The sequence below is a fragment of the Georgenia sp. H159 genome (genome assembly GCF_035607575.1).
GTDB lineage: Bacteria > Actinomycetota > Actinomycetes > Actinomycetales > Actinomycetaceae > Oceanitalea.
In genome coordinates, this window is record NZ_JAYDZY010000012.1 from 16,762 (window position 1) to 36,682 (window position 19,921).

Genomic DNA, 19,921 nt, shown 5'->3' on the forward strand with positions numbered 1-19,921 from the left:
ACGCCCGGACTAGCCTGGGTGCATGACGAGCACCATCGACCTTGCAGTGATCGCCGGGGACGGCATCGGTCCGGAAGTCGTCGCCGAGGGGCTCAAGGTCCTCGACGCCGCGCTGGCCGGCGAGGACGTCGAGGTCCGCACCACGCCCTACGACCTCGGCGCCGCCCGCTGGCACCGCACCGGCGAGACCCTCACCGACGAGGAGCTCGCGTCGCTGCGCGGGCACGACGCCATCCTCCTCGGCGCCGTCGGCGACCCGACCGTCCCGAGCGGCGTGCTCGAGCGCGGGCTGCTGCTGCGACTGCGCTTCGAGCTCGACCACTACGTCAACCTGCGGCCCACCCGCCTCTTCCCGGGTGTGCCCACGCCGCTGGCGACGCCCGGCGAGGTGGACTTCGTCGTCGTCCGGGAGGGGACCGAGGGTCCCTACGTCGGCAACGGTGGCGCCATCCGGGTCGGGACGCCGCAGGAGGTCGCCAACGAGGTGAGCGTCAACACCGCCTTCGGCGTCGAGCGCGTCGTGCGGGACGCCTTCGCTCGCGCCGCGGCCCGGCCGCGCAAGAAGCTCACCCTGGTCCACAAGCACAACGTCCTCGTCCATGCCGGGCACCTGTGGCGCCGGACGGTGGACGCCGTGGGTGAGGACTTCCCCGACGTCACGGTGGACTACCTCCACGTCGACGCCGCGACGATCTTCCTCGTCACCGACCCGGCGCGGTTCGACGTCATCGTCACCGACAACCTCTTCGGTGACATCATCACCGACCTCGCCGCCGCCATCAGCGGCGGCATCGGGCTGGCCGCCTCGGGCAACGTCAACCCGGACCGCACCGCGCCCAGCATGTTCGAGCCCGTGCACGGCTCGGCGCCGGACATCGCCGGGCAGGGCAAGGCCGACCCCACCGCCACGGTGCTGTCCGTCGCGCTGCTCCTCGACCACCTCGGGTACGCGGCTCCCGCCGCCCGGGTGGAGGCGGCCGTCGCCGCGGACATCGCCGCACGCGGCACCACGCCCCGCTCGACCAGCGAGGTGGGCGACGCGCTCGCGGCCGCGGTCGCGGGACACGTCCCGGTCCGCTGAGCCCGGCGGGGCCAACGCCCCGGGGCCACACCGTGCGAGGGGCTACTCTCAGCACGTGCACCACCGCACTCACCAGCACCCGTCCCTCCCGGGCGACTGACACGAACGACCGCTGGAGGCCCGTCATGACCACTGCACCCGCCGACTTCGCCATCGTGCCGAGCTCGCGCCCCCGGACGACGGCCGAGCGCACCGCGGTCCTCGACCGGCTGAGCTTCGGGGTCGACTTCACCGACCACATGGCCCGCGCCACCTGGACGGCCGACGGCGGGTGGCAGGGGCACCGCGTCGAGGGCTTCGCGCCGCTCGAGCTGTCCCCGGCGGCCGCTGTCCTCCACTACGCGCAGGAGATCTTCGAGGGGCTCAAGGCCTACCGGCACGCCGACGGCTCGGTGTGGGCCTTCCGCCCGGAGGCCAACGCCCGGCGCTTCCAGGCCTCCGCGCGGCGGCTGGCGATGCCGGAGCTGCCCGAGGAGGACTTCCTCGGCTCGATCCGCGCGCTGGTGGAGACCGACCTCGAGTGGGTGCCGTCCACCGAGGGCGCCAGCCTCTACCTGCGGCCGTTCATGATCGCGACCGAGCCCTTCCTCGGGGTGCGTCCCTCCCGCCGCTTCGAGTACCTCGTCATCGCCTCGCCGGTGGGCCCCTACTTCGTCAAGGGCTTCGAGCCGGTGTCCATCTGGGTGGCCGAGGACTACCACCGCGCGGGCCCCGGCGGCACCGGCGCCGCGAAGTTCGGTGGCAACTACGCCGCCAGCCTGCTCCCTCAGCAGACCGCCCAGCGCGAGGGCTTCGACCAGGTGTGCTTCCTGGACGCCGCGACGCGGACGAACCTCGAGGAGCTCGGCGGGATGAACGTGTTCGTCGTCGGCGCCGACGGTGTCGTGCGCACCCCCGCCCTCACCGGCACCATCCTCGAGGGCGTGACTCGCTCCTCGATCCTCGCCCTCCTCGGTGAGCAGGGGACGCGGGTCGAGGAGTGCGACATCCCGGTCAAGGGGCTGCTCGCCGGGATCCGCGACGGGTCCGTGCGCGAGGTCTTCGCCTGCGGCACCGCGGCGGTCATCACGCCCATCGGCCGCCTGGCGGGGGAGTCCTTCGACGTCACCGTCGCCGACGGCGGCGCCGGGCCGATCACCACCCAGCTCTTCGGTCAGCTCACCGACATCCAGTTCGGCCGTGCCGATGACCCGCACGGCTGGATGCACCGACTCGCCTGACCGGCGGGGCGCGCCGGACGCCGGCGTGCCCCGCGGGCGCCCGCCGCCATCCGGACGGTGGTTCTCGTCACTCCTCGGGTGTGGCATGATGACGCCCATGCAGTTCCGGCTCATTATCGGCTAGCGCACGCGGCACCATCCGCCACGTGCGCAACCTCCCGTACCACGGGGGGTTTTTTTGTTGCCGGGGCCACCTCTCCCGGCAGCACCCGGGAGAGGACCGGGCCGAGACCGGCACCACCCCCGTCGGGGAGCAGGACTGCGACCGCAGGAGCAAGGGAATGGGTGACATGAGCACGACGACGCGTCCGCAGGGTGAGCTCGCCATCGACGTCTACGACACGACACTGCGCGACGGCGCGCAGCAGGAGGGGATGAACCTCTCCGTGGCGGACAAGCTCGCCATCGCGCCCCTGCTCGACGAGCTCGGTGTGGGCTACATCGAGGGCGGCTGGCCAGGCGCGATCCCCAAGGACACCGAGTTCTTCGCGCGCGCCGCCAAGGAGCTCGACCTCAAGCACGCCCGCCTCGCCGCGTTCGGCTCGACCTGCAAGGCCGGCACCCGCCCCCACGACGACCCCCAGGTCCGGGCGCTCGTCGACTCCGAGGCGCCCGTCGTCACGATCGTGGCCAAGAGCGACATCCGGCACGTCGAGCGTGCGCTGCGCACGACCGGCGAGGAGAACCTGCGGATGATCGCCGAGACCACCCGCTACCTCAAGGACCAGGACCGCGAGGTCATCGTCGACCTCGAGCACTTCTTCGACGGGTACCGCTTCGACCGCGCCTACGCCCTGCGGGCGGCCCGCGCCGCTCTCGACGCCGGCGCGGACGTCGTCGTGCTGTGCGACACCAACGGCGGCATGCTTCCCGGGTGGGTGGGCGAGATCGTCACGGAGGTCCGCTCCGCCGTCGACGGCAGGCTCGGCATCCACGCCCACAACGACACGGGCTGTGCCGTCGCGAACTCGATCGCCGCCGTCGAGGCCGGGGTGCGCCACGTCCAGGGCACGGTCAACGGCTACGGCGAGCGCACGGGCAACGCCGACCTCGTCACCTGCGTCGCCAACCTCGAGCTGAAGCACCGGGTGCCGACCCTCGCCGGCGACGGGCTGCGCGAGTCCAGCAGGCTGTCCCACGCCATCAGCGAGATCACCAACATCAGCCCCTATGCGCGCCAGCCCTACGTCGGCTCCAGCGCCTTCGCGCACAAGGCGGGCCTGCACGCGTCGGCGATCCGGGTGGACCCGGACCTCTACCAGCACATCGACCCGGTCGCTGTCGGCAACGACATGCGCATGCTCGTCTCGGAGATGGCCGGTCGCGCGAGCATCGAGCTCAAGGGCCGCGAGCTGGGGATCGACCTGTCCGACCGGGCCGACGTCCTGGCGAAGGTCACCGAGCGCGTCAAGGCCGCGGAGGCGCAGGGCTACACCTTCGACGCCGCGGACGCGTCCTTCGAGCTGCTCCTGCGTGAGGAGCTCGACGGCACCCGCCCCCGCTACTTCACCGTCGAGAGCTGGCGCGCCATGGTGCAGACACTGAGCGAGGACATCTCCCTCACCCTGGCCGAGGCCACCGTCAAGCTCCACACCGGGCGGGGCCGCGTCGTGTGCACCGGGGAGGGCAACGGACCGGTCAACGCACTGGACCACGCGCTGCGGGAGGCACTCGTCGACGTGTACCCCGAGCTGGAGGACTTCGAGCTCATCGACTTCAAGGTGCGCATCCTCGACACCCAGTCGGGCACCGACGCCACGACCCGTGTGCTCATCGAGACCTCCGACGGTGTGCGCTCGTGGAGCACCGTCGGCGTGGGGCCCGACATCATCGAGGCCAGCTGGGAGGCGCTGGTCGACTCCGTCGTCTACGGGCTCCTCCACCGGGGCGTCTCGCCACGCTGACGGAGCCGGCCGGACCCGGACTGCGATCTCGGCGGGGACCGACGAGCGGGGGACGGCGCACCGGCGGGCTAGGCTGGGCGGGTGCGTGGTGAGTACAAGGTCCCCGGAGGCAAGCTCGTCGCGGTCGACGTCGACGTCGTCGAGGACCGGCTGCGCAACGTCAGCCTCTCCGGTGACTTCTTCCTCGAGCCGGACTCGGCGCTCGAGGACATCAACGCCGCGCTCGAGGGCATGCCCGCGACGGCCGGCGCCGAGGAGCTGGCCCAGGCGGTCACGCGGTCGCTCGACCCGGAGGTCGCCCTGGTCGGCTTCACCGCCGACGCGGTGGGGATCGCCGTCCGGCGCGCGCTCGGGCACGCCACCAGCTGGTCCGACCACACCTTCGACGTCATCCCGGCCCGCACGATGCACCCGGCGATGCACGTCGCCCTCGACGAGGTGCTGCCCGGCGAGGTCGCCGCGGGGCGGCGGCGGCCGCTCATGCGCATCTGGGACTGGGACGCCCCCCTCGTCGTCATCGGCTCCTTCCAGTCGGTGAGGAACGAGATCGACGCCGAGGGCCTGGCACGCCACGACATGATGGTCGTGCGCCGCGTCTCCGGCGGCGGGGCGATGTTCATGGAGCCCGGCAACTGCATCACCTACTCCCTCGTCGTGCCCACCTCGCTCGTCGAGGGCCTGAGCTTCGAGCGGTCCTACGCGTTCCTCGACGACTGGGTCCTCGGTGCGCTCGCCGACGTCGGCATCCGCGCGCGCTACGTCCCGCTCAACGACATCGCCTCCGAGCAGGGCAAGATCGGCGGTGCCGCGCAGAAGCGCTTCGCGAGCGGCGTCGTCCTGCACCACGTGACGATGAGCTACGACATCGACGCCGACAAGATGCTCGAGGTGCTGCGCATCGGCCGGGAGAAGATGTCGGACAAGGGGACCAGGAGCGCCAACAAGCGCGTCGACCCGATGCGCTCGCAGACCGGCATGGCCCGCGCCGACATCATCGACGCGTTCATCGCCCACTTCGAGGGCCGCTACGACACCGTCCGCTCGGACTACACCGCCGACGAGCTGGCGCGCGCCGAGGAGCTCGTGCGCACCAAGTTCCTCGACGAGGCCTGGACCACGCGCGTCCCCTGAGCCCCGCCGTCGTCGTCGCCCCGCACCGCCCCCGCCGCCTGGGACGCGCGTCCGGCCGGACGCGCGTCCCAGGCGGGCGAGGGAGGTCAGGCCACCCGGCGGGCGTAGGCGGGAATGGTGAGGAACGCCGGGTAGTCGGTGCTCAGCGCCGTCTCGGCGAACAGCTCCGCTGCCTGCGCCACCCGCTCGACCCGCGCGGTGTCCGTCCCCGCCTCGGCGACGAGCCGGCCCTGCTCCTCCTCGAGGACCGAGCGGACGAGCTCACGCGTGACCGGGCGGCCGTCGCTCAGCACCGTGCCGTGCCTGATCCACTGCCACACCTGGGACCGGGAGATCTCGGCCGTCGCGGCGTCCTCCATGAGACCGAAGATGCCGACGGCGCCGCGGCCGTCCAGCCACGCCTCCAGGTACCGGAGCGCCACTGCCACATTGGTGCGCAGCCCCTCGGGCGTGACCGTCCCGGGCCGCACGTCCAGCAGGTCGGCCGCCGTGACCGTGACGTCCTCGCGCTGCCGGTGGAGCTGGTTCGGTGTGAAGCCCAGGGTGGCGTCGAAGACCTCCCGCACGGCGTCGACCATGCCGGGATGGGCCACCCACGACCCGTCGAAGCCGGCGTCGGCCTCCCGCTGCTTGTCCGCGCGGACCGAGGCGAGGACCTCCTCGTTGCGCTGCGCGTCCTTCGTCGGGATGAAGGCCGACATGCCGCCGATGGCGTGGGCGCCGCGGCGGTGACAGGTGCGCACGAGCAGCTCGGTGTAGGCCCGCATGAAGGGCACCGTCATCGTCACGTCCACGCGGTCCGGAAGCACCATGTCCGGGCGGTCCCGGAACATCTTGATGAGGGAGAAGATGTAGTCCCAGCGGCCGGCGTTCAGCCCGGCGCTGTGGTCCCGCAGCTCGTAGAGGATCTCCTCCATCTCGAAGGCCGCGGTGATCGTCTCGATGAGCACCGTCGCGCGGATCGTGCCGTGCTCGAGGCCCAGCTCCCGCTCGCTGAACGTGAAGACCTCGTTCCACAGCCGCGCCTCGAGGTGGTTCTCGATCTTCGGCAGGTAGAGGTAGGGGCCGACGCCACGGGCGAGCAGCGCGTGCGCGTTGTGGACCAGGTAGAGACCGACGTCCACCAGGCTCGCCGACATCGGCTGACCGTCGAAGCGCAGGTGCTTCTCGGTGAGGTGCCACCCGCGGGGCCGCACGACGATGGTCGGCAGGTCACCGCCGCGCAGGCGGTACTCCTTGCCCTCCGGGGAGGTCCAGGCGATGGTGCGGCGGATCGCGTCACGCAGGTTGACCTGGCCGCCGAAGACGTTGTCGACATGCGGGGTGTTGGCGTCCTCGAGGTCCGCCAGCCACACCTTGGCCCCGGAGTTGAGCGCGTTGATCGTCATCTTGCGCTCGGTGGGCCCGGTGATCTCCACCCGCCGGTCCTCCAGCCCCGGTGCCGGGGGAGCGACCCGCCACGAGGTGTCCTCGCGGATGTGGCGGGTCTCCGGCCGGAAGCCCAGGCGGGCCCCGTCGGCGAGCTCCTGGCGCCGCTGCTGGCGCAGCTCGAGCAGCTCGGCGCGGCGGCCCGCGAAGCGGCGGTGCAGCTCGGTGAGGAACGCGAGCGCCCGCGGCGTGAGGACCGTCTCGGTCGCCGGGGTGATCGGGGTGTGGACGGTGGTCCGCACCGTTCCCTCGAGCCCGAACGGGTCGCGCTCGCGGCGACGACGACGGCGCTCCACCGGCGGCATCGGCTCGCGTCCCGCCGAGGCGGGTGTGGGCGCCGACGACGGCGATCCCGGGCTGGGTGGGGTGAGGGGGCGCTGGTAGCGCAGGGGGGAGGTGGTCTGCGTGGTCATGGCTGGGGTCCTTCGCGAGTCGGTGGTGGCGGTCGGGGAGCGTCCTGGTGGGGGCGGCGGCGGTGCGGTGCCGGGACCGGCCTCAGAACTGCTGCTCCTCGGTGGAGCCGCGCAGGGCGAGGGTGTCGCTGGTGGGGTTGAGGGTGGTGGACACGAGGTCGAAGTAGCCGGTGCCGACCTCCCGCTGGTGGCGGGTGGCGGTGTAGCCGCGCTCCTCGGCGGCGAACTCCTTCTCCTGGAGCTCGACGTAGGCGGTCATGCCGTCCCGGGCGTAGCCCTGGGCCAGCTCGAACATGCCGTGGTTGAGCTGGTGGAAGCCGGCCAGGGTGATGAACTGGAAGGCGTAGCCGAGCGCGCCGAGCTCGCGCTGGAAGCCGGCGATCTCGTCGTCGTCCAGGTGCTTCCTCCAGTTGAACGACGGTGAGCAGTTGTAGGCGAGCATCGTGCCGGGGTGCTGCTCGCGGACGGCCTCGGCGACGCGGCGCGCGAGCCCGAGGTCCGGTGTGGCGGTCTCCACCCAGATGAGGTCGGCGTAGGGGGCGTAGGCCAGAGCACGCGCGACGACGACGTCGACGCCGGGCTGCGTGCGGTAGAAGCCCTCGGCGGTCCGCTCACCGGTGGTGAACGCGGCGTCGCGCGGGTCGATGTCGCTGGTGATGAGGGTGGCTGCGAGGGCGTCGGTCCGGGCGACGACGAGGGTCGGCACGCCGAGGACGTCGGCCGCGAGGCGGGCCGAGCTCAGGGTGCGCACGTGCTGGGAGGTCGGCACGAGCACCTTGCCGCCGAGGTGGCCGCACTTCTTCTCCGAGGCGAGCTGGTCCTCGAAGTGGACGCCGGCTGCCCCGGCGGTGACGAGCGCCTTGGTGAGCTCGAAGACGTTGAGCGGGCCACCGAAGCCCGCCTCAGCGTCGGCGACGATGGGCGCGAGCCAGTCGAAGCCGGGGTCGGTGCCCTCGGCGAAGGCGATCTCGTCGGCCCGCAGCAGGGCGTTGTTGATGCGCCGCACGACGCTCGGCACGGAGTTGACCGGGTAGAGCGACTGGTCGGGGTAGGTCTGACCGGCGGAGTTGGCGTCGGCGGCCACCTGCCAGCCGGAGAGGTAGATCGCCTCGAGGCCCGCCCGAACCATCTGGGTCGCCTGCAGGCCGGTCATCGCGCCCAGCGCGTGGACGTAGTCGCGGGTGTGGAGCAGCTCCCACAGTCGCTCGGCACCGCGCCGCGCCAGCGTGTGCTCCTCACGGACGCTGCCCCGCAGCCGGACGACGTCCTCGGCGGTGTAGTCGCGACGGACCCCGGTCCAGCGGGGGTTGCTCGCCCACTCCTGGGCGAGGTCGGCGGCCTCGTTGCGGATACGGGTACCGACCGTCGGGTTCTCGGTGGTGGTCGGGGTGGTGAGTGTCGTGGTCATCGGTCTTCTCCCTGGTCGTCGGCTGCATCCGGCCGGTGAACAACGTCGTGACTACACAGTGGGGGAGTGACGCAGCGCACACCCAGGGCTAAACTGGGTGAACTTTCGCGTTCCTTCACCCAGGGAGAAGAAGTGGCCAACGGTGCCGACGACGCAGACGGCGTCGACCTCGCGGTGCTCGGGCCTCGCATCCGACACGCGCGTCGCGCCCGGGGGCTGACGCTCGCGCAGCTGGCCGAACGGGTGGGCAGGGCGCAGTCGCTGCTCTCCCAGATCGAGAACGGGCGGCGCGAGCCGCGCCTGGCGCTGCTCGCCGCGATCGCGCGGGAGCTGAGGGTGCCGGTCGAGGAGCTGCTCCGCCCCGAGCCGCCCTCCCGCCGGGCGGCGCTGGAGATCGACCTCGCGCGCGCACAGGCGTCCCCGCACTACTCGGCACTGGGGCTGCCGGTCGTCAAGCCGGGGGCGACCCTGCCCACCGAGGTGCTCGAGGCCCTCGTCGGCATCCACCGGGAGCTGGCCCGCGCGACCGCCGTGCGCGCCGCCACCCCGGAGGAGGCACGCCGGGCCAACGCCGAGCTGCGTGCCGCCATGCGTGCCCGGCACAACTACTTCACCGACATCGAGGCGCTCGCCGGCCGCATCGGCGAGGCCGTCGGACACCACGCCGGGCCGCTCACCGACCGCGGGGTCGGGGCCGTGACACGCCACCTGGGCTTCACGGTCGAGCGGGTGCCGGACCTGCCGCGCTCGACGCGCTCCATCATCGACCGGCGCCACCACCGCATCTACCTGCCGGTCACCGCCCGGGCCGGGCAGGACCCGCGGACCATCGTCCTGCAGACGCTGGGGCACGTGGCGCTCGGCCACGTCGACCCGACGAGCTACGCCGACTTCCTCCGCCAGCGCGTCGAGGTCAACTACTTCGCCGCTGCGCTGCTCGTGCCCGAGCGTGCCGCGGTGACCTTCCTCCGGGAGGCGAAGGCCGAGCGTGAGCTCGCGATCGACGACCTGCGCGACGCCTTCGCGGTCTCCTACGAGACGGCCGCGCACCGGTTCACCAACCTCGCGACCGAGCACCTCGACATCCCGGTGCACTTCCTGCGCGTCGGGGAGGACGGCGTCATCTACAAGGCCTACGAGAACGACGACGTCGCCTTCCCCACCGACGTCACGGGCGCGATCGAGGGGCAGGTCGTGTGCCGCTACTGGGCGTCCCGGGCGGTCTTCGACAACGCCGACCGCTACGCCACCCACCACCAGTACACCGACATGGGGCGAGGGACCTACTGGTGCACCACGCACGTCGAGCGCACCGGCAGCGGTGACTTCGCCATCGACGTCGGTGTCCCGTTCGCCCACGCCAAGTGGTTCCAGGGACGGGACACGGCGGTGCGCGCGCGCTCGCAGTGCCCCGACCCCGCCTGCTGCCGCCGGCCGCCCGCGGAGCTCGCCGCCCGGTGGGCCGGGGACTCGTGGCCCAGCGTCCGGGCCCACTCGCACCTGCTCGCCGCGATCCCGCCGGGGACCTTCCCCGGCGTCGACGCCACCGAGGTGTACGAGTTCCTCGAGCGGCACAGCGCGCGTGCCTGAGCGGCCGGTAGATGCCGGCGAGGGCGATATGGTCGGGCGCGTGAGTGAGATCTCCCAGGCGCTGGCGGCGGTCCGGGACCGGGTCGCGGCGGCCGCGCGCGTCGTGGGCCGCGACCCGCGTGAGGTCCGGCTGCTCCTTGCGGTCAAGGCGCAGCCGGCTCACCTCGTGAGGCAGGCGATCGGCGCGGGCGCGGAGCTCCTCGGGCACAACCGGGCGCAGGAGCTCGTCGAGACCGCGCCGGAGCTCGCGGACCTACCGCACGAGATGCATTTCATCGGCCGGCTCCAGTCGAACAAGGCGACCAAGGTGGTCCCACTCGTCACCTGCGTCCAGAGCGTCGACGGCCCGGCCATCGCCCAGCGTCTCGACCGCCTGGCGGGACGCGCGGAGCGCGTGCTCGACGTCCTCGTCCAGGTCAACACCTCGGGCGAGCCGACGAAGGCGGGTGTCGCCCCGGAGGAGGCGGCCGGCCTCGCGGCTGCGGTCGGGGCCCTGCCGCACCTGCGCCTCCGGGGGCTCATGACCATCGGGGCGAACTCCACGGACGTCGACGTCGTCCGGGCGTCCTACGAGCGGCTGGCCCTGCTGCGGGAGGAGATCCTCGCCGGCGGCGCCGCGGGCACCGGCGAGGCGCGTGAGCTGTCGATGGGCATGAGCGGGGACCTCGAGGTCGCCGTCGCGGCCGGCGCGACGATGGTGCGCGTAGGTACCGCCGTCTTCGGGGCCCGGCCCGCCTGACGAGCCGCAGTTCGGGCTTTCCGGGGCGGTCGCGTACCGTGGCTGAGTTGTCGACAGACAGGAAGGTCCATGCCCGCATCGCCAGGTCGCCAGCGCCTGACGCCGGCACACATCCTGCTCATCGTCGTGGTGAGCGTCCTCGTGCTGCTCTTCGTCGTCCTCCTGATGGAACGGCTCACGGGCGACGGGCAGCAGTCGGCCGCCGACGCGAGCCCCACCGTGGAGACGCAGACCGGTGCGTCCACCGCGACGCCGGGTGAGGACGACGCGGACGCCGAGCCGACGTACTTCGCCTCACCCTCGGGCAACATCGTGTGCACGATCACCGCGGACAGCGCGGACTGCGGCATCTCCAACTTCCAGTACGCGGCAGAGGACGCCGCCTCCTGCGAGAGCGACGGGGCCGGGGGCCACCTGCGCGTGGAGCCGGCCGGGGCCTCCATGCCGTGCGACCCGCTCGTCGTCGTGGGTGACGTCCCGGTCCTCGAGTACGGGCAGACGGCCGAGGCGCACGGCTACTCGTGCCTGAGCGAGCGGTCGGGCGTCACGTGCCGCCACGACGAGTCCGGTCACGGCTTCTCCGTCGCGCGCGCGTCCTACCGGCTGTTCTGACGACGCAGGGCCGCCCGGGAGGTCCCGGACGGCCCGACGTGGGGCGCAGCGGCTACCAGATCCGCACCCGCTCCTCCGGCGGCAGGTACAGCGCGTCGGTCGGCTGGACGTCGAAGGCCTCGACGAAGGAGTCGAGGTTGCGCACGACCCCGTTGCAGCGGAACTCGTTGGGCGAGTGCGGGTCGATCGACAGCAGCCGGACGACCTCGGCGTCACGGGCCTTCTGCTGCCAGATGCGGCCCCACGCGTAGAACACCCGCTGCAGGCCGGTGAGGCCGTCGACGACCGGCGCGTCCGCGAGCCCGGAGAGCCCCTGCTTGCGCAGCGCGATCTCGTAGGCCGTGATCGCGATCGACAGCCCGCCGAGGTCCCCGATGTTCTCCCCGATGGTGAGGGCGCCGTTGACGTGGTGGGAGCCGTCGAGCTGGTCCGGGGAGAAGGCGTCGTACTGGGCGATGAGCGCCCTGGTGCGGGCCTCGAACTCGGTACGGTCCTGCTCGGTCCACCAGTCGTGCAGCCGGCCGGTGCCGTCGTACTTGCTGCCCTGGTCGTCGAAGCCGTGGCCGATCTCGTGCCCGATGACCGAGCCGATCCCGCCGTAGTTCCACGCGTCGTCGGCGTCGACGTCGAAGAACGGGGGCTGGAGGATGGCGGCCGGGAAGACGATCTCGTTCATCGTCGGGTTGTAGTAGGCGTTGACCATCTGGGGCGGCATGAACCACTCGTCGCGGTCCATGGGCTCGCCGAGCTTGGCGAGATTGCGGGCCGTCTCGAAGAGCTCGGCGCGACGCACGTTGCCGAGGAGGTCGGTCGGGTCAGTCTCCAGGGTGGAGTAGTCGCGCCACTTGTCGGGGTAGCCGATCTTCGGGGTGAAGGCGGCGAGCTTCTCCAGCGCGCGCTGCTTGGTCTCCTCGCCCATCCAGTCGAGCTCGGTGATCGACTGGCGGTAGGCCTCGATGAGGTTGTCGACGAGCTCCTGCATCCGTGCCTTGTGCTCGGGCGGGAAGTGGCGCTCGACGTAGATCTTGCCGACGGCCTCACCGAGGGCACCCTCGACGAGCGACACGCCGCGCTTCCACCGCTCGCGCAGCTCCGGGGCACCGGTGAGGGTGCGCCCGTAGAAGTCGAAGTGCTCCTCGACGAAGGCGGAGGGCAGGTAGGGGGCGCGGGCCGACACGACGTGCCACAGCAGCCACATCCGCAGGGAGTCGACGTCCAGCTCCTCCCACGCCGCGGCGAAGTGGGTGAGGAAGGACGGCATCCCGACGATGGTCGAGTCGACGGCCCCCGCGGGCAGGTTGAGCGACTCGCGCCACAGGTCCCACGGGAAGCCGGGCGCGGAGTCGAGGACCTCGGCCCACGTCCGGGGGTTGTTGATCTGGTCGGCCTCGCGGGAGCGCACCTTGTCCCAGTGACCGGCGGCGAGGCGGGTCTCGACGTCCATGACACGCTGCGCCGCGCCCATCGCCTCGTCGGCGGTGACGAGCCCGGAGAGCTCGAGCATGGCGGCGACGTGGGCGAGGTAGGCCGAGCGGGTCTCCGCATGGGCGTCCTCGCGGTAGTAGGACTCGTCGGGGAGGCCGAGGCCGCTCTGCCACAGGAAGACGCGGTAGCTGTCGGGGTCGTTGAAGTCCGTGTCGACGAAGAGCGCGACGGCGCCGCCGACACCCGTGGAGGCGAGGGTGCCCATGGCCCGGGCGAGCGCGTCCTTGTCGCGGGCGGCCGTGAAGAGCTCGAGGTCGGGCTGGAGGGGTCCGGTACCGAGCGCCTCGATGCGCTCCTCGGCCATGAAGGAGGCGAACAGGTCGCCGACCTGCTTGGCCTCACCCGTGGCGTCCTCGGCCGCGGCGGCGTCGGTGATGATGTCACGCACCCGCTGCTCGGACAGGTCGCGCAGCACCATGAAGGCGCCGTCACGGGCCCGGTCGGCCGGGATCTCGTGCTCGCGGAGGTAGGTCCCGTTGATGTGGCGGTAGAGGTCGTCCTGCGGCCGCACGGTCGTGTCCATGGCCTGCTCGAACGACATCGACACGGTGGTCTCGTCAGTCGTCATGGTCCGACGATACGGGAGGCGCGGTCGGCGGCGCGGGCTGAGACCGGGGCCCGCGCTGGTGCCGCGACACGGCAAGATGGGGCCATGCGCATCCACATCGCCGCCGACCACGCAGGGTTCGAGCTCAAGGCCGCCCTCGTCGAGCACCTCACCGCGGGGGGCCACGACGTCGTCGACCACGGGGCCGACACCTACGACGCCCTGGACGACTACCCCTCCTTCTGCTTCTCGGCCGGGGAGGCCGTCGTCGCCGAGCCGGGCAGCCTGGGCATCGTGCTCGGCGGCTCGGGCAACGGTGAGCAGATCGCCGCGAACAAGGTGCGCGGCGTGCGCGCCGCACTCGCCTGGGACCTCGACACGGCCACCCTGGCACGGGCCCACAACGACGCCAACGTCATCTCCCTCGGCGCCCGCAAGCACTCGGTGGACGACGCCGTCGCCCTCGTCGAGGCCTTCCTCGCCGAGCCGTTCTCCGGCGAGGCCCGCCACCAGCGCCGCATCGACCAGCTCGCCGAGTACGAGCAGCGCTGAGCCGCACCCCACCGCGAGACCGCCCGGCTCAGAACCCCCAGCCGGTGCTCGCTGCGACCGGCCAGCCGAAGGCTGCCGCGGCCGGGTGGAGCGTGCCCGGGGCCAGCTCGGTGACCCGGCCCGCGGCTGCCAGCGCGGCGAGGGTGGTGCCACCGAGGGAGGCGGAGGCGAGGTCGGACACGTCGAGCGCCAGGTGCGCCGCCGCGTCCGTGCGGGACACCTCCACCCCACCCGGGCCGCCGCGCACGTGCCAGCGGCCGGCGTTGTCGGGGATGAGCGGGTCGCTGACGTCCAGCACGACGTCGACCGGCGCGGCGTAGGCCCGCGCGCGCAGCACGGCCGGCAGGTCGAGGACCCGCAGCCAGACGTCGTCGTGCAGGCGTCTGTTGATCCCACGCAGCTCGGTGAGCAGGCCGAAGCCTGCGTCGTCGGGTGCCAAATTGTGGACCTCGACCGAGCCCATGAGGTCGAGGTCGAGCAAAGCGCCCCACAGCGCCCTCGACGATGCCGCGTCGAGCGCCAGGACGTCGTGCACCGAGACCGTCCCCTCCGGCTTGTTCTCCTGGCTCCACTTCTCCTTCCGGCGGAAGACCGCGTACCCGAAGGGCTCGCCGGCGGGCCCACGCACCACGGCGATGCGCCGCCGCTCGGCCCCGCGCCTGGCCGAGGGCCAGTCGACGAGGTGGTCGGCGCGCAGGGCCGGGGTGTCGCGGGTAATCCACCCCGGCCGGACGACCTGCGCGTGGACGTGCTCGACGACGTCGCCGTGTCGCTGCGGGTCGAGCGTCTCGAGCTCGACGACGAGGTCCGTGCTGCCCGGGACGTCCCGCAGCCCGGCACCCCGGCCGAGGGTGGCGGACGTGCGGTGCGTCGCGACGCCGTAGCCGTAGCGCCCGTAGATGCTGCTCTCGGCGGCGTTGAGCACCGAGACGACCTCGCCGCGCTCACGGGAGCGGCGCAGGTGGGCGTGCAGCATGGCGCGGCCCAGCCCACGACGCCGGTGGCCCGGATGCACCCCGACCCAGGTGAGGCCGGCGGCGGGGATCCGTCCACCTCCCGGCACCTGGAGGCGGAAGGCGTAGGAGGAGTGGACCGCCGCGAGGGTCGTACCCCGCGGGCCGTCGTGCCAGACACCGACGCTGCGGCCCGGCTCCAGGGTCCAGACGAGGGCGGCCTCGTCCTCGGGCGCCAAGTCGAAGGCGAAGGCCCAGCGGTCGACGTCGTGGATGGCGTCGCGGTCGGCGGCGTCGTCGAGCTCGGCCAGCCGGTAGCCGGCCGAGAGCGGAACCTCGGGAGGGTGGGTGATGGTCACGGCCGGATCATGGCAGTGCCGGGCACGCGCGGTCAGGCGATTTTGCGACAATGACGCGCGTGAGTGACTGGAGCGAGCTCGTGCTCGACATCGCGCAGGACGTGCCGCCCGGTCGCGCCACGACCTACGGGCTGCTCGCCGAGGCCGCTCGGGCCCGGACCGGGCGCGGCTCGGCACGCCAGGTCGGTGCCGTCATGGCGCGGGAGGGCGGCGCCGTCGCGTGGTGGCGGGTGGTGCGGGCGGACGGCTCCCTGCCGGAGCACCTCGGGTCCCGTGCCGCCGAGCACTACCGGACCGAGGCGACGCCCCTGCGTCCCGGTGGCGCCGTCGACCTCACCCGTGCCCTGTGGGACCCCCTGGAGGAGACGCATGCCTGAAGGCCACTCGATCCACCGGCTCGCGCTCGCGTTCGACGAGCTGCTCCACGGCGAGCGCCTCACGGTGACGTCCCCGCAGGGCCGTTTCGCCGCTGGTGCCGCGCTGCTCGACGGGCATCGGCTGGTGGCGACCGACGCGCACGGCAAGCACCTCTTCCTCGGCTTCTCCTCCGAGGGTGCCACTCCGCAGGAGCTGCGCTGGCTGCGCGTGCACCTCGGGCTGTACGGCTCGTGGACGTTCACCGGCGACCCGTCCTTCCAGGCGCCGCACGCGATCGGGGCGCCGCGCCGCCGGGTCGCGGAGGAGGAGACCGCGCTGCCCGACGACGGCGCCCCGGTGACGGCGCCCGCGGACGGGCCGTGGGAGCCGCCGGAGCCGCGCGGCGCCGTGCGGGTGCGGCTGCTGGGGGAGCGCGGCGTCGCCGACCTCACCGGCCCGACGGCCTGTGAGGTCGTCACGCCGCAGGAGAAGGCGGCTGTCCACGACCGTCTCGGCCCCGACCCGCTGAGGGCGGACGGGGACGCCGAGCGGTTCGTCGCCAACGTGCGCCGCCGCGCGCGCCCCGTCGGTGAGCTCCTCATGGACCAGGCGGTCATCGCGGGGGTCGGCAACATCTACCGCGCGGAGGCGCTCTACCGGGCACGGGTCCACCCGCGCAGGCTCGGCCGGGCGGTCCCAGCGGCGAAGCTGCGGGCGATGTGGGCGGACCTCGCGGCCCTCATGGCGGACGGCGTCGCGACCGGACGGATCGTCACGACCGAGCCCGAGGACCGGCAGGAGGAGGACGACCGCTGGTACGTCTACCACCGCTCCGGCCGCTCGTGCCTGCGCTGCGGGAGCAAGGTCGCCGAGGACCTCATGGCCGGTCGGCGGGTCTTCTGGTGCCCGCGCGAGCAGCGTCGGCCCGCGGACGCCCGCTGAGGACGACACCGCCCCGGCGGACGGACGCCCGGCGCGGTGCGCCGCGGGTGGCCGACGGGTCAGATGAACAGCGCGGGGTCGGAGTAGGGGTCCACCTCCGTGGGCCGCTCCCGGACGCGTCCGGGGACGCCCACGGCGACCGCACCGGCCGGGACGTCCTTGACGACGACGGCGTTCGCACCGATCTGCGCGTCGTCGCCGACGGTGATCGGGCCGAGCACCTTGGCGCCGGCCCCGATGACCACCCGGTCCCCGATGGTGGGGTGGCGCTTGCCCCTGGTCATCGACCGGCCACCGAGCGTCGTGCCGTGGAACATGACGACGTCGTCGCCGACCGTCGAGGTCTCCCCGATGACGACGCCCATGCCGTGGTCGATGAACAGCCGGCGGCCGAGCACGGCCCCCGGGTGGATCTCGACCCCGGTGAGGGCGCGCACCAGCTGGGACAGCAGCCGCGCGGGCAGCCTCCCCAGCGGCCCGGCATGCCACATCCGGTGGCACACGCGGTGCGCCCACAGGGCGTGGACACCGGGGTAGGCGAAGGCCACCTCGACGAGGCTGCGCGCCGCGGGGTCGCCGCGGCGCGCAGCCTCGAGGTCCTCCCGGAGGAGCACCCAGAAGCGGATCGGGGAGTCGTGCACGTCAGTCGGCGAACTCGCTGTACAGCGGGGTGGAGAGGTAGCGCTCACCGAAGCTGGGGATGACGACGACGATGGTCTTGCCCTCGGCCTCGGGCCGGGCGGCGACCTGGAGGGCCGCGTGGACGGCAGCCCCGGAGGAGATCCCGGCGAAGATGCCCTCCTCGGCGGCGAGGCGGCGAGCCACCTCGGTGGACTGGTCGATGTTGACGTCGATGACCTCGTCGTAGACGGAGGTGTCGAGGATCTCGGGGACGAAGTTCGCGCCGATGCCCTGGATCTTGTGCGGGCCGGGCTGCCCACCGTTGAGGATCGGGGACTCGGCGGGCTCCACGGCGATGATCTTGACGTCCGGCTTGCGCTCGCGGAGCACCTGGCCGACGCCGGTGATGGTGCCGCCGGTCCCGATGCCAGCGACGAAGTAGTCGACCTCGCCGTCGGTGTCGTTCCAGACCTCCTCGGCGGTGGTCTGGCGGTGGACGGCCGGGTTGGCCTCGTTGGCGAACTGCTTGGCGAGGACCGCCCCCGGGCGCTCGGCGGCGATCTCCTCGGCCTTCGCGACGGCTCCCTTCATCCCCTCGCTGCCCGGGGTGAGGACGAGCTCGGCGCCGAAGGCACGGAGCAGGGCGCGGCGCTCCTTGCTCATCGTGTCCGGCATCGCCAGGACGACGTCGTAGCCGCGGGCGGCGCCGACCATCGCCAGGGCGATACCGGTGTTGCCGGAGGTGGCCTCGACGATCGTGCCGCCGGGGGGCAGCGCACCGGACTGCTCGGCGGCGTTGACGATCGAGACGCCGATGCGGTCCTTCACGGAGTTGGCGGGGTTGTAGAACTCGAGCTTGGCCAGGACGGTGGCCTTGGCCCCGTCGGTGACGCGGTTGAGGCGGACGAGCGGGGTGCGGCCGACGAGTGCGGTGACGTCGTCGTAGATGCGTGCCATGGGGGTTCCTTCACAGGTGAGGTCGGTGGGGAGCAGCGCCGCCGGCGTTGGCGGCGAGGGGAGCGCCTGGCATGCGGCGGGGCCGCACGCTTGAGCCGGGCGCTCTACAGACAGGCGCGGCAGCAGGGGCAGGAGCTGGGGGCGGCGAGCACGGACATGGCTGCGACGTCTCCTCTCACTGCGACTCGGGCCGGTGGTCCGGCCGCGTGCTCTTGAACCCTAAACCAGCGCCGGGGTGGGATCAATCGCGGGTCACGGCCGCACCCCGGGACCGCTCGGCGTAGGTGTTGAGCAGCGCAGCGCCCGTTGCTGCGTCGTCGACGGTGACCACGAGCCTGCGCCCGCCGGAGCGCTCGACGGCGATCGCCTCACCGGCCCGCACGACCACACCCACCGTGCCGGCGACGTTGGTCCGCAGGCCCCACCCACCGAACTCGGGGAACGGGCGGACCCGGCCGACGTCCGCGCGCGCGACCTCCGCGGCGGGGACGTGCACCCGCGGCCACCCGAGGTTCCCGCGGGCGGTGAGACCGCGCGGGTCGACCTGCACCTGCCACGTCGTCATCGCGAGCATGAGGACCACGACCGGAGCGAGGACGACCACGGGGACGGCGCTGCGGGTGAGCAGCCACAGGCCGACCGCGAGCACGGCGCCGCCGACGACGAGCACCCAGGTGAGCGTGGGGCCGAGCGCCGTGACGGTGCGGAGCCACACCGCCCGCTGGCCCTGGGGGAGGGAGGCGGTCGCCGCGTCCGGCGGCAGCGCGCCGTCCGCCGGCTGGGCGGGGTCGGCACCGGCGAGTGCACCGGCGGCCGCGCCGAGGGTGAGGGCCACCGCGACGACGGCGACGATCCACCACTCGGGTGAGGTGGAGTCGCTCGCGGTGGGAGCGTCGACCTGCACGGCGACCGTCGCCACCGCGATCCCCCCGAACATCGTCGCGAGCGCGACGGCCAGCCCGAGCGTCATCCGCCGCGTGAGCGCCTGGCGCCCCGTGAGGACGGAGCACAGCGCCATGACCACCAGCGAGACCCCGCTGATGACGGCGCTCGGAGCCACCAGCTCGGCGACGGAGCCCGTGCGGTCGACGCCGGACGTCCCCCAGTGGATGGCGGCCGGCTCCGGCACGCGCGGCAGCAGGGCGACGACGACGGCCCAGGCGGCAGCCGTGACGAGCACGGGCACCACGACCCCGAGCAGCCAGGCGCGCCGACGGTGCGGTAGGAGGGGGCGGGAGGTCATGGCTTCTCCTCGGAGGTGAGCAGGGCGGCGACGGCGGACGGCGGGAGCCCGAGTCTGGCGGCCTCCTCGCGGACGGCCTGCAGGGCGTCGACGAGCGGGGCGTAGTGCTCGACGGCGTGCGCGGTGACGACGGCCCCGCGCCCGCGGCGGAGCTCGACGAGGCCCTCGTCGCGCAGCACCTGGTAGGCGTGCAGCACGGTGTGGACGTTGACGTCGAGCGACTCGGCGAGGTCCCGGGCGGAGGGTAGCCGCTCCCCGCTGACGACCTCACCGCGCAGCACGGCCGTGCGCACCTGCGCGGCCAGCTGCTCGAAGAGCGGCTGGGTCGAAGCCGTGTCGATGCGGATGAGCATGGCGTCAACTATATTGCTCTATGGCA

18 protein-coding genes are annotated in these 19,921 nt (G+C 72.9%); 10 read left to right on the top strand and 8 right to left on the bottom strand.

Features of this window, described 5'->3' with window-relative positions:
- The first annotated feature begins 22 nt into the window (after positions 1-22).
- The 4 genes from VR894_RS15275 (at position 23) to VR894_RS15290 (ending at position 5,336) form a co-directional block, all read left to right on the top strand.
- Positions 23-1,081 (top strand): 3-isopropylmalate dehydrogenase, encoded by a 1,059-nt coding sequence (locus tag VR894_RS15275; RefSeq protein ID WP_324652895.1) that lies wholly within the window; start codon positions 23-25, stop codon positions 1,079-1,081.
- Between the two features lie 125 nt (positions 1,082-1,206).
- Positions 1,207-2,301 carry a branched-chain amino acid aminotransferase gene (locus VR894_RS15280; protein ID WP_324652896.1) on the top strand — a complete coding sequence of 365 codons (1,095 nt, stop codon included), beginning with the start codon at positions 1,207-1,209 and terminating at the stop codon, positions 2,299-2,301.
- A 290-nt stretch (positions 2,302-2,591) separates the two neighbouring features.
- The gene (cimA, locus tag VR894_RS15285) at positions 2,592-4,205 is read left to right on the top strand and encodes a citramalate synthase (RefSeq protein ID WP_324652897.1); all 1,614 of its coding nucleotides are present in this window, start codon (positions 2,592-2,594) and stop codon (positions 4,203-4,205) included.
- An 81-nt stretch (positions 4,206-4,286) separates the two neighbouring features.
- On the top strand, positions 4,287-5,336 hold the full coding sequence (locus tag VR894_RS15290) for a biotin/lipoate A/B protein ligase family protein (RefSeq protein WP_324652899.1): 1,050 nt from the start codon (positions 4,287-4,289) through the stop codon (positions 5,334-5,336).
- An 86-nt stretch (positions 5,337-5,422) separates the two neighbouring features.
- Here VR894_RS15290 and aceB read toward each other — a convergent pair whose 3' ends face one another.
- Positions 5,423-7,069, bottom strand: a complete 1,647-nt coding sequence (aceB, locus tag VR894_RS15295; RefSeq protein WP_416380854.1) for a malate synthase A — start codon at positions 7,067-7,069, stop codon at positions 5,423-5,425.
- Positions 7,070-7,259: 190 nt separating this feature from the next.
- Positions 7,260-8,585 carry an isocitrate lyase gene (aceA, locus tag VR894_RS15300; RefSeq protein WP_324652903.1) on the bottom strand — a complete coding sequence of 442 codons (1,326 nt, stop codon included), beginning with the start codon at positions 8,583-8,585 and terminating at the stop codon, positions 7,260-7,262.
- A gap of 132 nt (positions 8,586-8,717) precedes the next feature.
- Between aceA and VR894_RS15305 the strand changes: the two genes are divergently transcribed.
- The 3 genes from VR894_RS15305 to VR894_RS15315 all read left to right on the top strand — a co-directional run bounded on the left by VR894_RS15305 (position 8,718) and on the right by VR894_RS15315 (position 11,526).
- Entirely contained in the window at positions 8,718-10,175 is a 1,458-nt protein-coding gene (locus VR894_RS15305) for a helix-turn-helix domain-containing protein (RefSeq protein WP_324652905.1), read from the top strand.
- Between the two features lie 40 nt (positions 10,176-10,215).
- Positions 10,216-10,914, top strand: coding sequence for a YggS family pyridoxal phosphate-dependent enzyme (locus VR894_RS15310; protein ID WP_324652907.1), 699 nt, complete (start codon positions 10,216-10,218; stop codon positions 10,912-10,914).
- A 69-nt stretch (positions 10,915-10,983) separates the two neighbouring features.
- On the top strand, positions 10,984-11,526 hold the full coding sequence (locus tag VR894_RS15315) for a DUF6636 domain-containing protein (protein WP_324652909.1): 543 nt from the start codon (positions 10,984-10,986) through the stop codon (positions 11,524-11,526).
- Between the two features lie 52 nt (positions 11,527-11,578).
- On the opposite strand, the gene VR894_RS15320 is transcribed toward VR894_RS15315, so the two are convergent.
- A complete protein-coding gene (locus VR894_RS15320; protein ID WP_324652911.1) occupies positions 11,579-13,579 on the bottom strand; it encodes a M13 family metallopeptidase in 2,001 nt (666 codons plus the stop codon).
- A gap of 84 nt (positions 13,580-13,663) precedes the next feature.
- Between VR894_RS15320 and VR894_RS15325 the strand changes: the two genes are divergently transcribed.
- Entirely contained in the window at positions 13,664-14,110 is a 447-nt protein-coding gene (locus tag VR894_RS15325) for a ribose-5-phosphate isomerase (RefSeq protein WP_324652913.1), read from the top strand.
- Between the two features lie 28 nt (positions 14,111-14,138).
- On the opposite strand, the gene VR894_RS15330 is transcribed toward VR894_RS15325, so the two are convergent.
- Positions 14,139-15,422: a GNAT family N-acetyltransferase gene (locus VR894_RS15330; protein WP_324652915.1), complete on the bottom strand. Its 1,284-nt coding sequence runs from the start codon at positions 15,420-15,422 to the stop codon at positions 14,139-14,141.
- A gap of 59 nt (positions 15,423-15,481) precedes the next feature.
- Between VR894_RS15330 and VR894_RS15335 the strand changes: the two genes are divergently transcribed.
- Entirely contained in the window at positions 15,482-15,799 is a 318-nt protein-coding gene (locus VR894_RS15335) for an MGMT family protein (protein WP_324652916.1), read from the top strand.
- Positions 15,792-16,721 (top strand): Fpg/Nei family DNA glycosylase, encoded by a 930-nt coding sequence (locus tag VR894_RS15340; protein ID WP_324652917.1) that lies wholly within the window; start codon positions 15,792-15,794, stop codon positions 16,719-16,721. The genes VR894_RS15335 and VR894_RS15340 overlap by 8 nt, the downstream gene beginning before the upstream one ends.
- Before the next feature lie 59 nt (positions 16,722-16,780).
- On the opposite strand, the gene epsC is transcribed toward VR894_RS15340, so the two are convergent.
- The 4 genes from epsC to VR894_RS15360 all read right to left on the bottom strand — a co-directional run bounded on the left by epsC (position 16,781) and on the right by VR894_RS15360 (position 19,895).
- Positions 16,781-17,362 carry a serine O-acetyltransferase EpsC gene (gene epsC, locus VR894_RS15345; protein ID WP_324652919.1) on the bottom strand — a complete coding sequence of 194 codons (582 nt, stop codon included), beginning with the start codon at positions 17,360-17,362 and terminating at the stop codon, positions 16,781-16,783.
- Between the two features lies 1 nt (position 17,363).
- Positions 17,364-18,299: a cysteine synthase A gene (gene cysK, locus VR894_RS15350; protein ID WP_324652920.1), complete on the bottom strand. Its 936-nt coding sequence runs from the start codon at positions 18,297-18,299 to the stop codon at positions 17,364-17,366.
- Positions 18,300-18,540: 241 nt separating this feature from the next.
- On the bottom strand, positions 18,541-19,542 hold the full coding sequence (locus VR894_RS15355; RefSeq protein WP_324652922.1) for a DUF1648 domain-containing protein: 1,002 nt from the start codon (positions 19,540-19,542) through the stop codon (positions 18,541-18,543).
- Positions 19,539-19,895, bottom strand: a complete 357-nt coding sequence (locus VR894_RS15360) for a GntR family transcriptional regulator (RefSeq protein WP_324652923.1) — start codon at positions 19,893-19,895, stop codon at positions 19,539-19,541. Before VR894_RS15360 ends, VR894_RS15355 begins: the two co-directional genes overlap by 4 nt.
- Positions 19,896-19,921: the final 26 nt, after the last annotated feature.

Coding starts and splice junctions, on each gene's coding strand:
- VR894_RS15280 (WP_324652896.1), top strand. CDS start 1,207: ATGACCACTGCACCCGCCGACTTCGCCATCGTGCCGAGCTCGCGCCCC.
- VR894_RS15355 (WP_324652922.1), bottom strand. CDS start 19,542: ATGACCTCCCGCCCCCTCCTACCGCACCGTCGGCGCGCCTGGCTGCTC.
- VR894_RS15315 (WP_324652909.1), top strand. CDS start 10,984: ATGCCCGCATCGCCAGGTCGCCAGCGCCTGACGCCGGCACACATCCTG.
- VR894_RS15275 (WP_324652895.1), top strand. CDS start 23: ATGACGAGCACCATCGACCTTGCAGTGATCGCCGGGGACGGCATCGGT.
- cysK (WP_324652920.1), bottom strand. CDS start 18,299: ATGGCACGCATCTACGACGACGTCACCGCACTCGTCGGCCGCACCCCG.
- aceA (WP_324652903.1), bottom strand. CDS start 8,585: ATGACCACGACACTCACCACCCCGACCACCACCGAGAACCCGACGGTC.
- VR894_RS15360 (WP_324652923.1), bottom strand. CDS start 19,895: ATGCTCATCCGCATCGACACGGCTTCGACCCAGCCGCTCTTCGAGCAG.
- VR894_RS15325 (WP_324652913.1), top strand. CDS start 13,664: ATGCGCATCCACATCGCCGCCGACCACGCAGGGTTCGAGCTCAAGGCC.
- VR894_RS15320 (WP_324652911.1), bottom strand. CDS start 13,579: ATGACGACTGACGAGACCACCGTGTCGATGTCGTTCGAGCAGGCCATG.
- cimA (WP_324652897.1), top strand. CDS start 2,592: ATGAGCACGACGACGCGTCCGCAGGGTGAGCTCGCCATCGACGTCTAC.
- aceB (WP_416380854.1), bottom strand. CDS start 7,069: ATGCCGCCGGTGGAGCGCCGTCGTCGTCGCCGCGAGCGCGACCCGTTC.
- VR894_RS15340 (WP_324652917.1), top strand. CDS start 15,792: ATGCCTGAAGGCCACTCGATCCACCGGCTCGCGCTCGCGTTCGACGAG.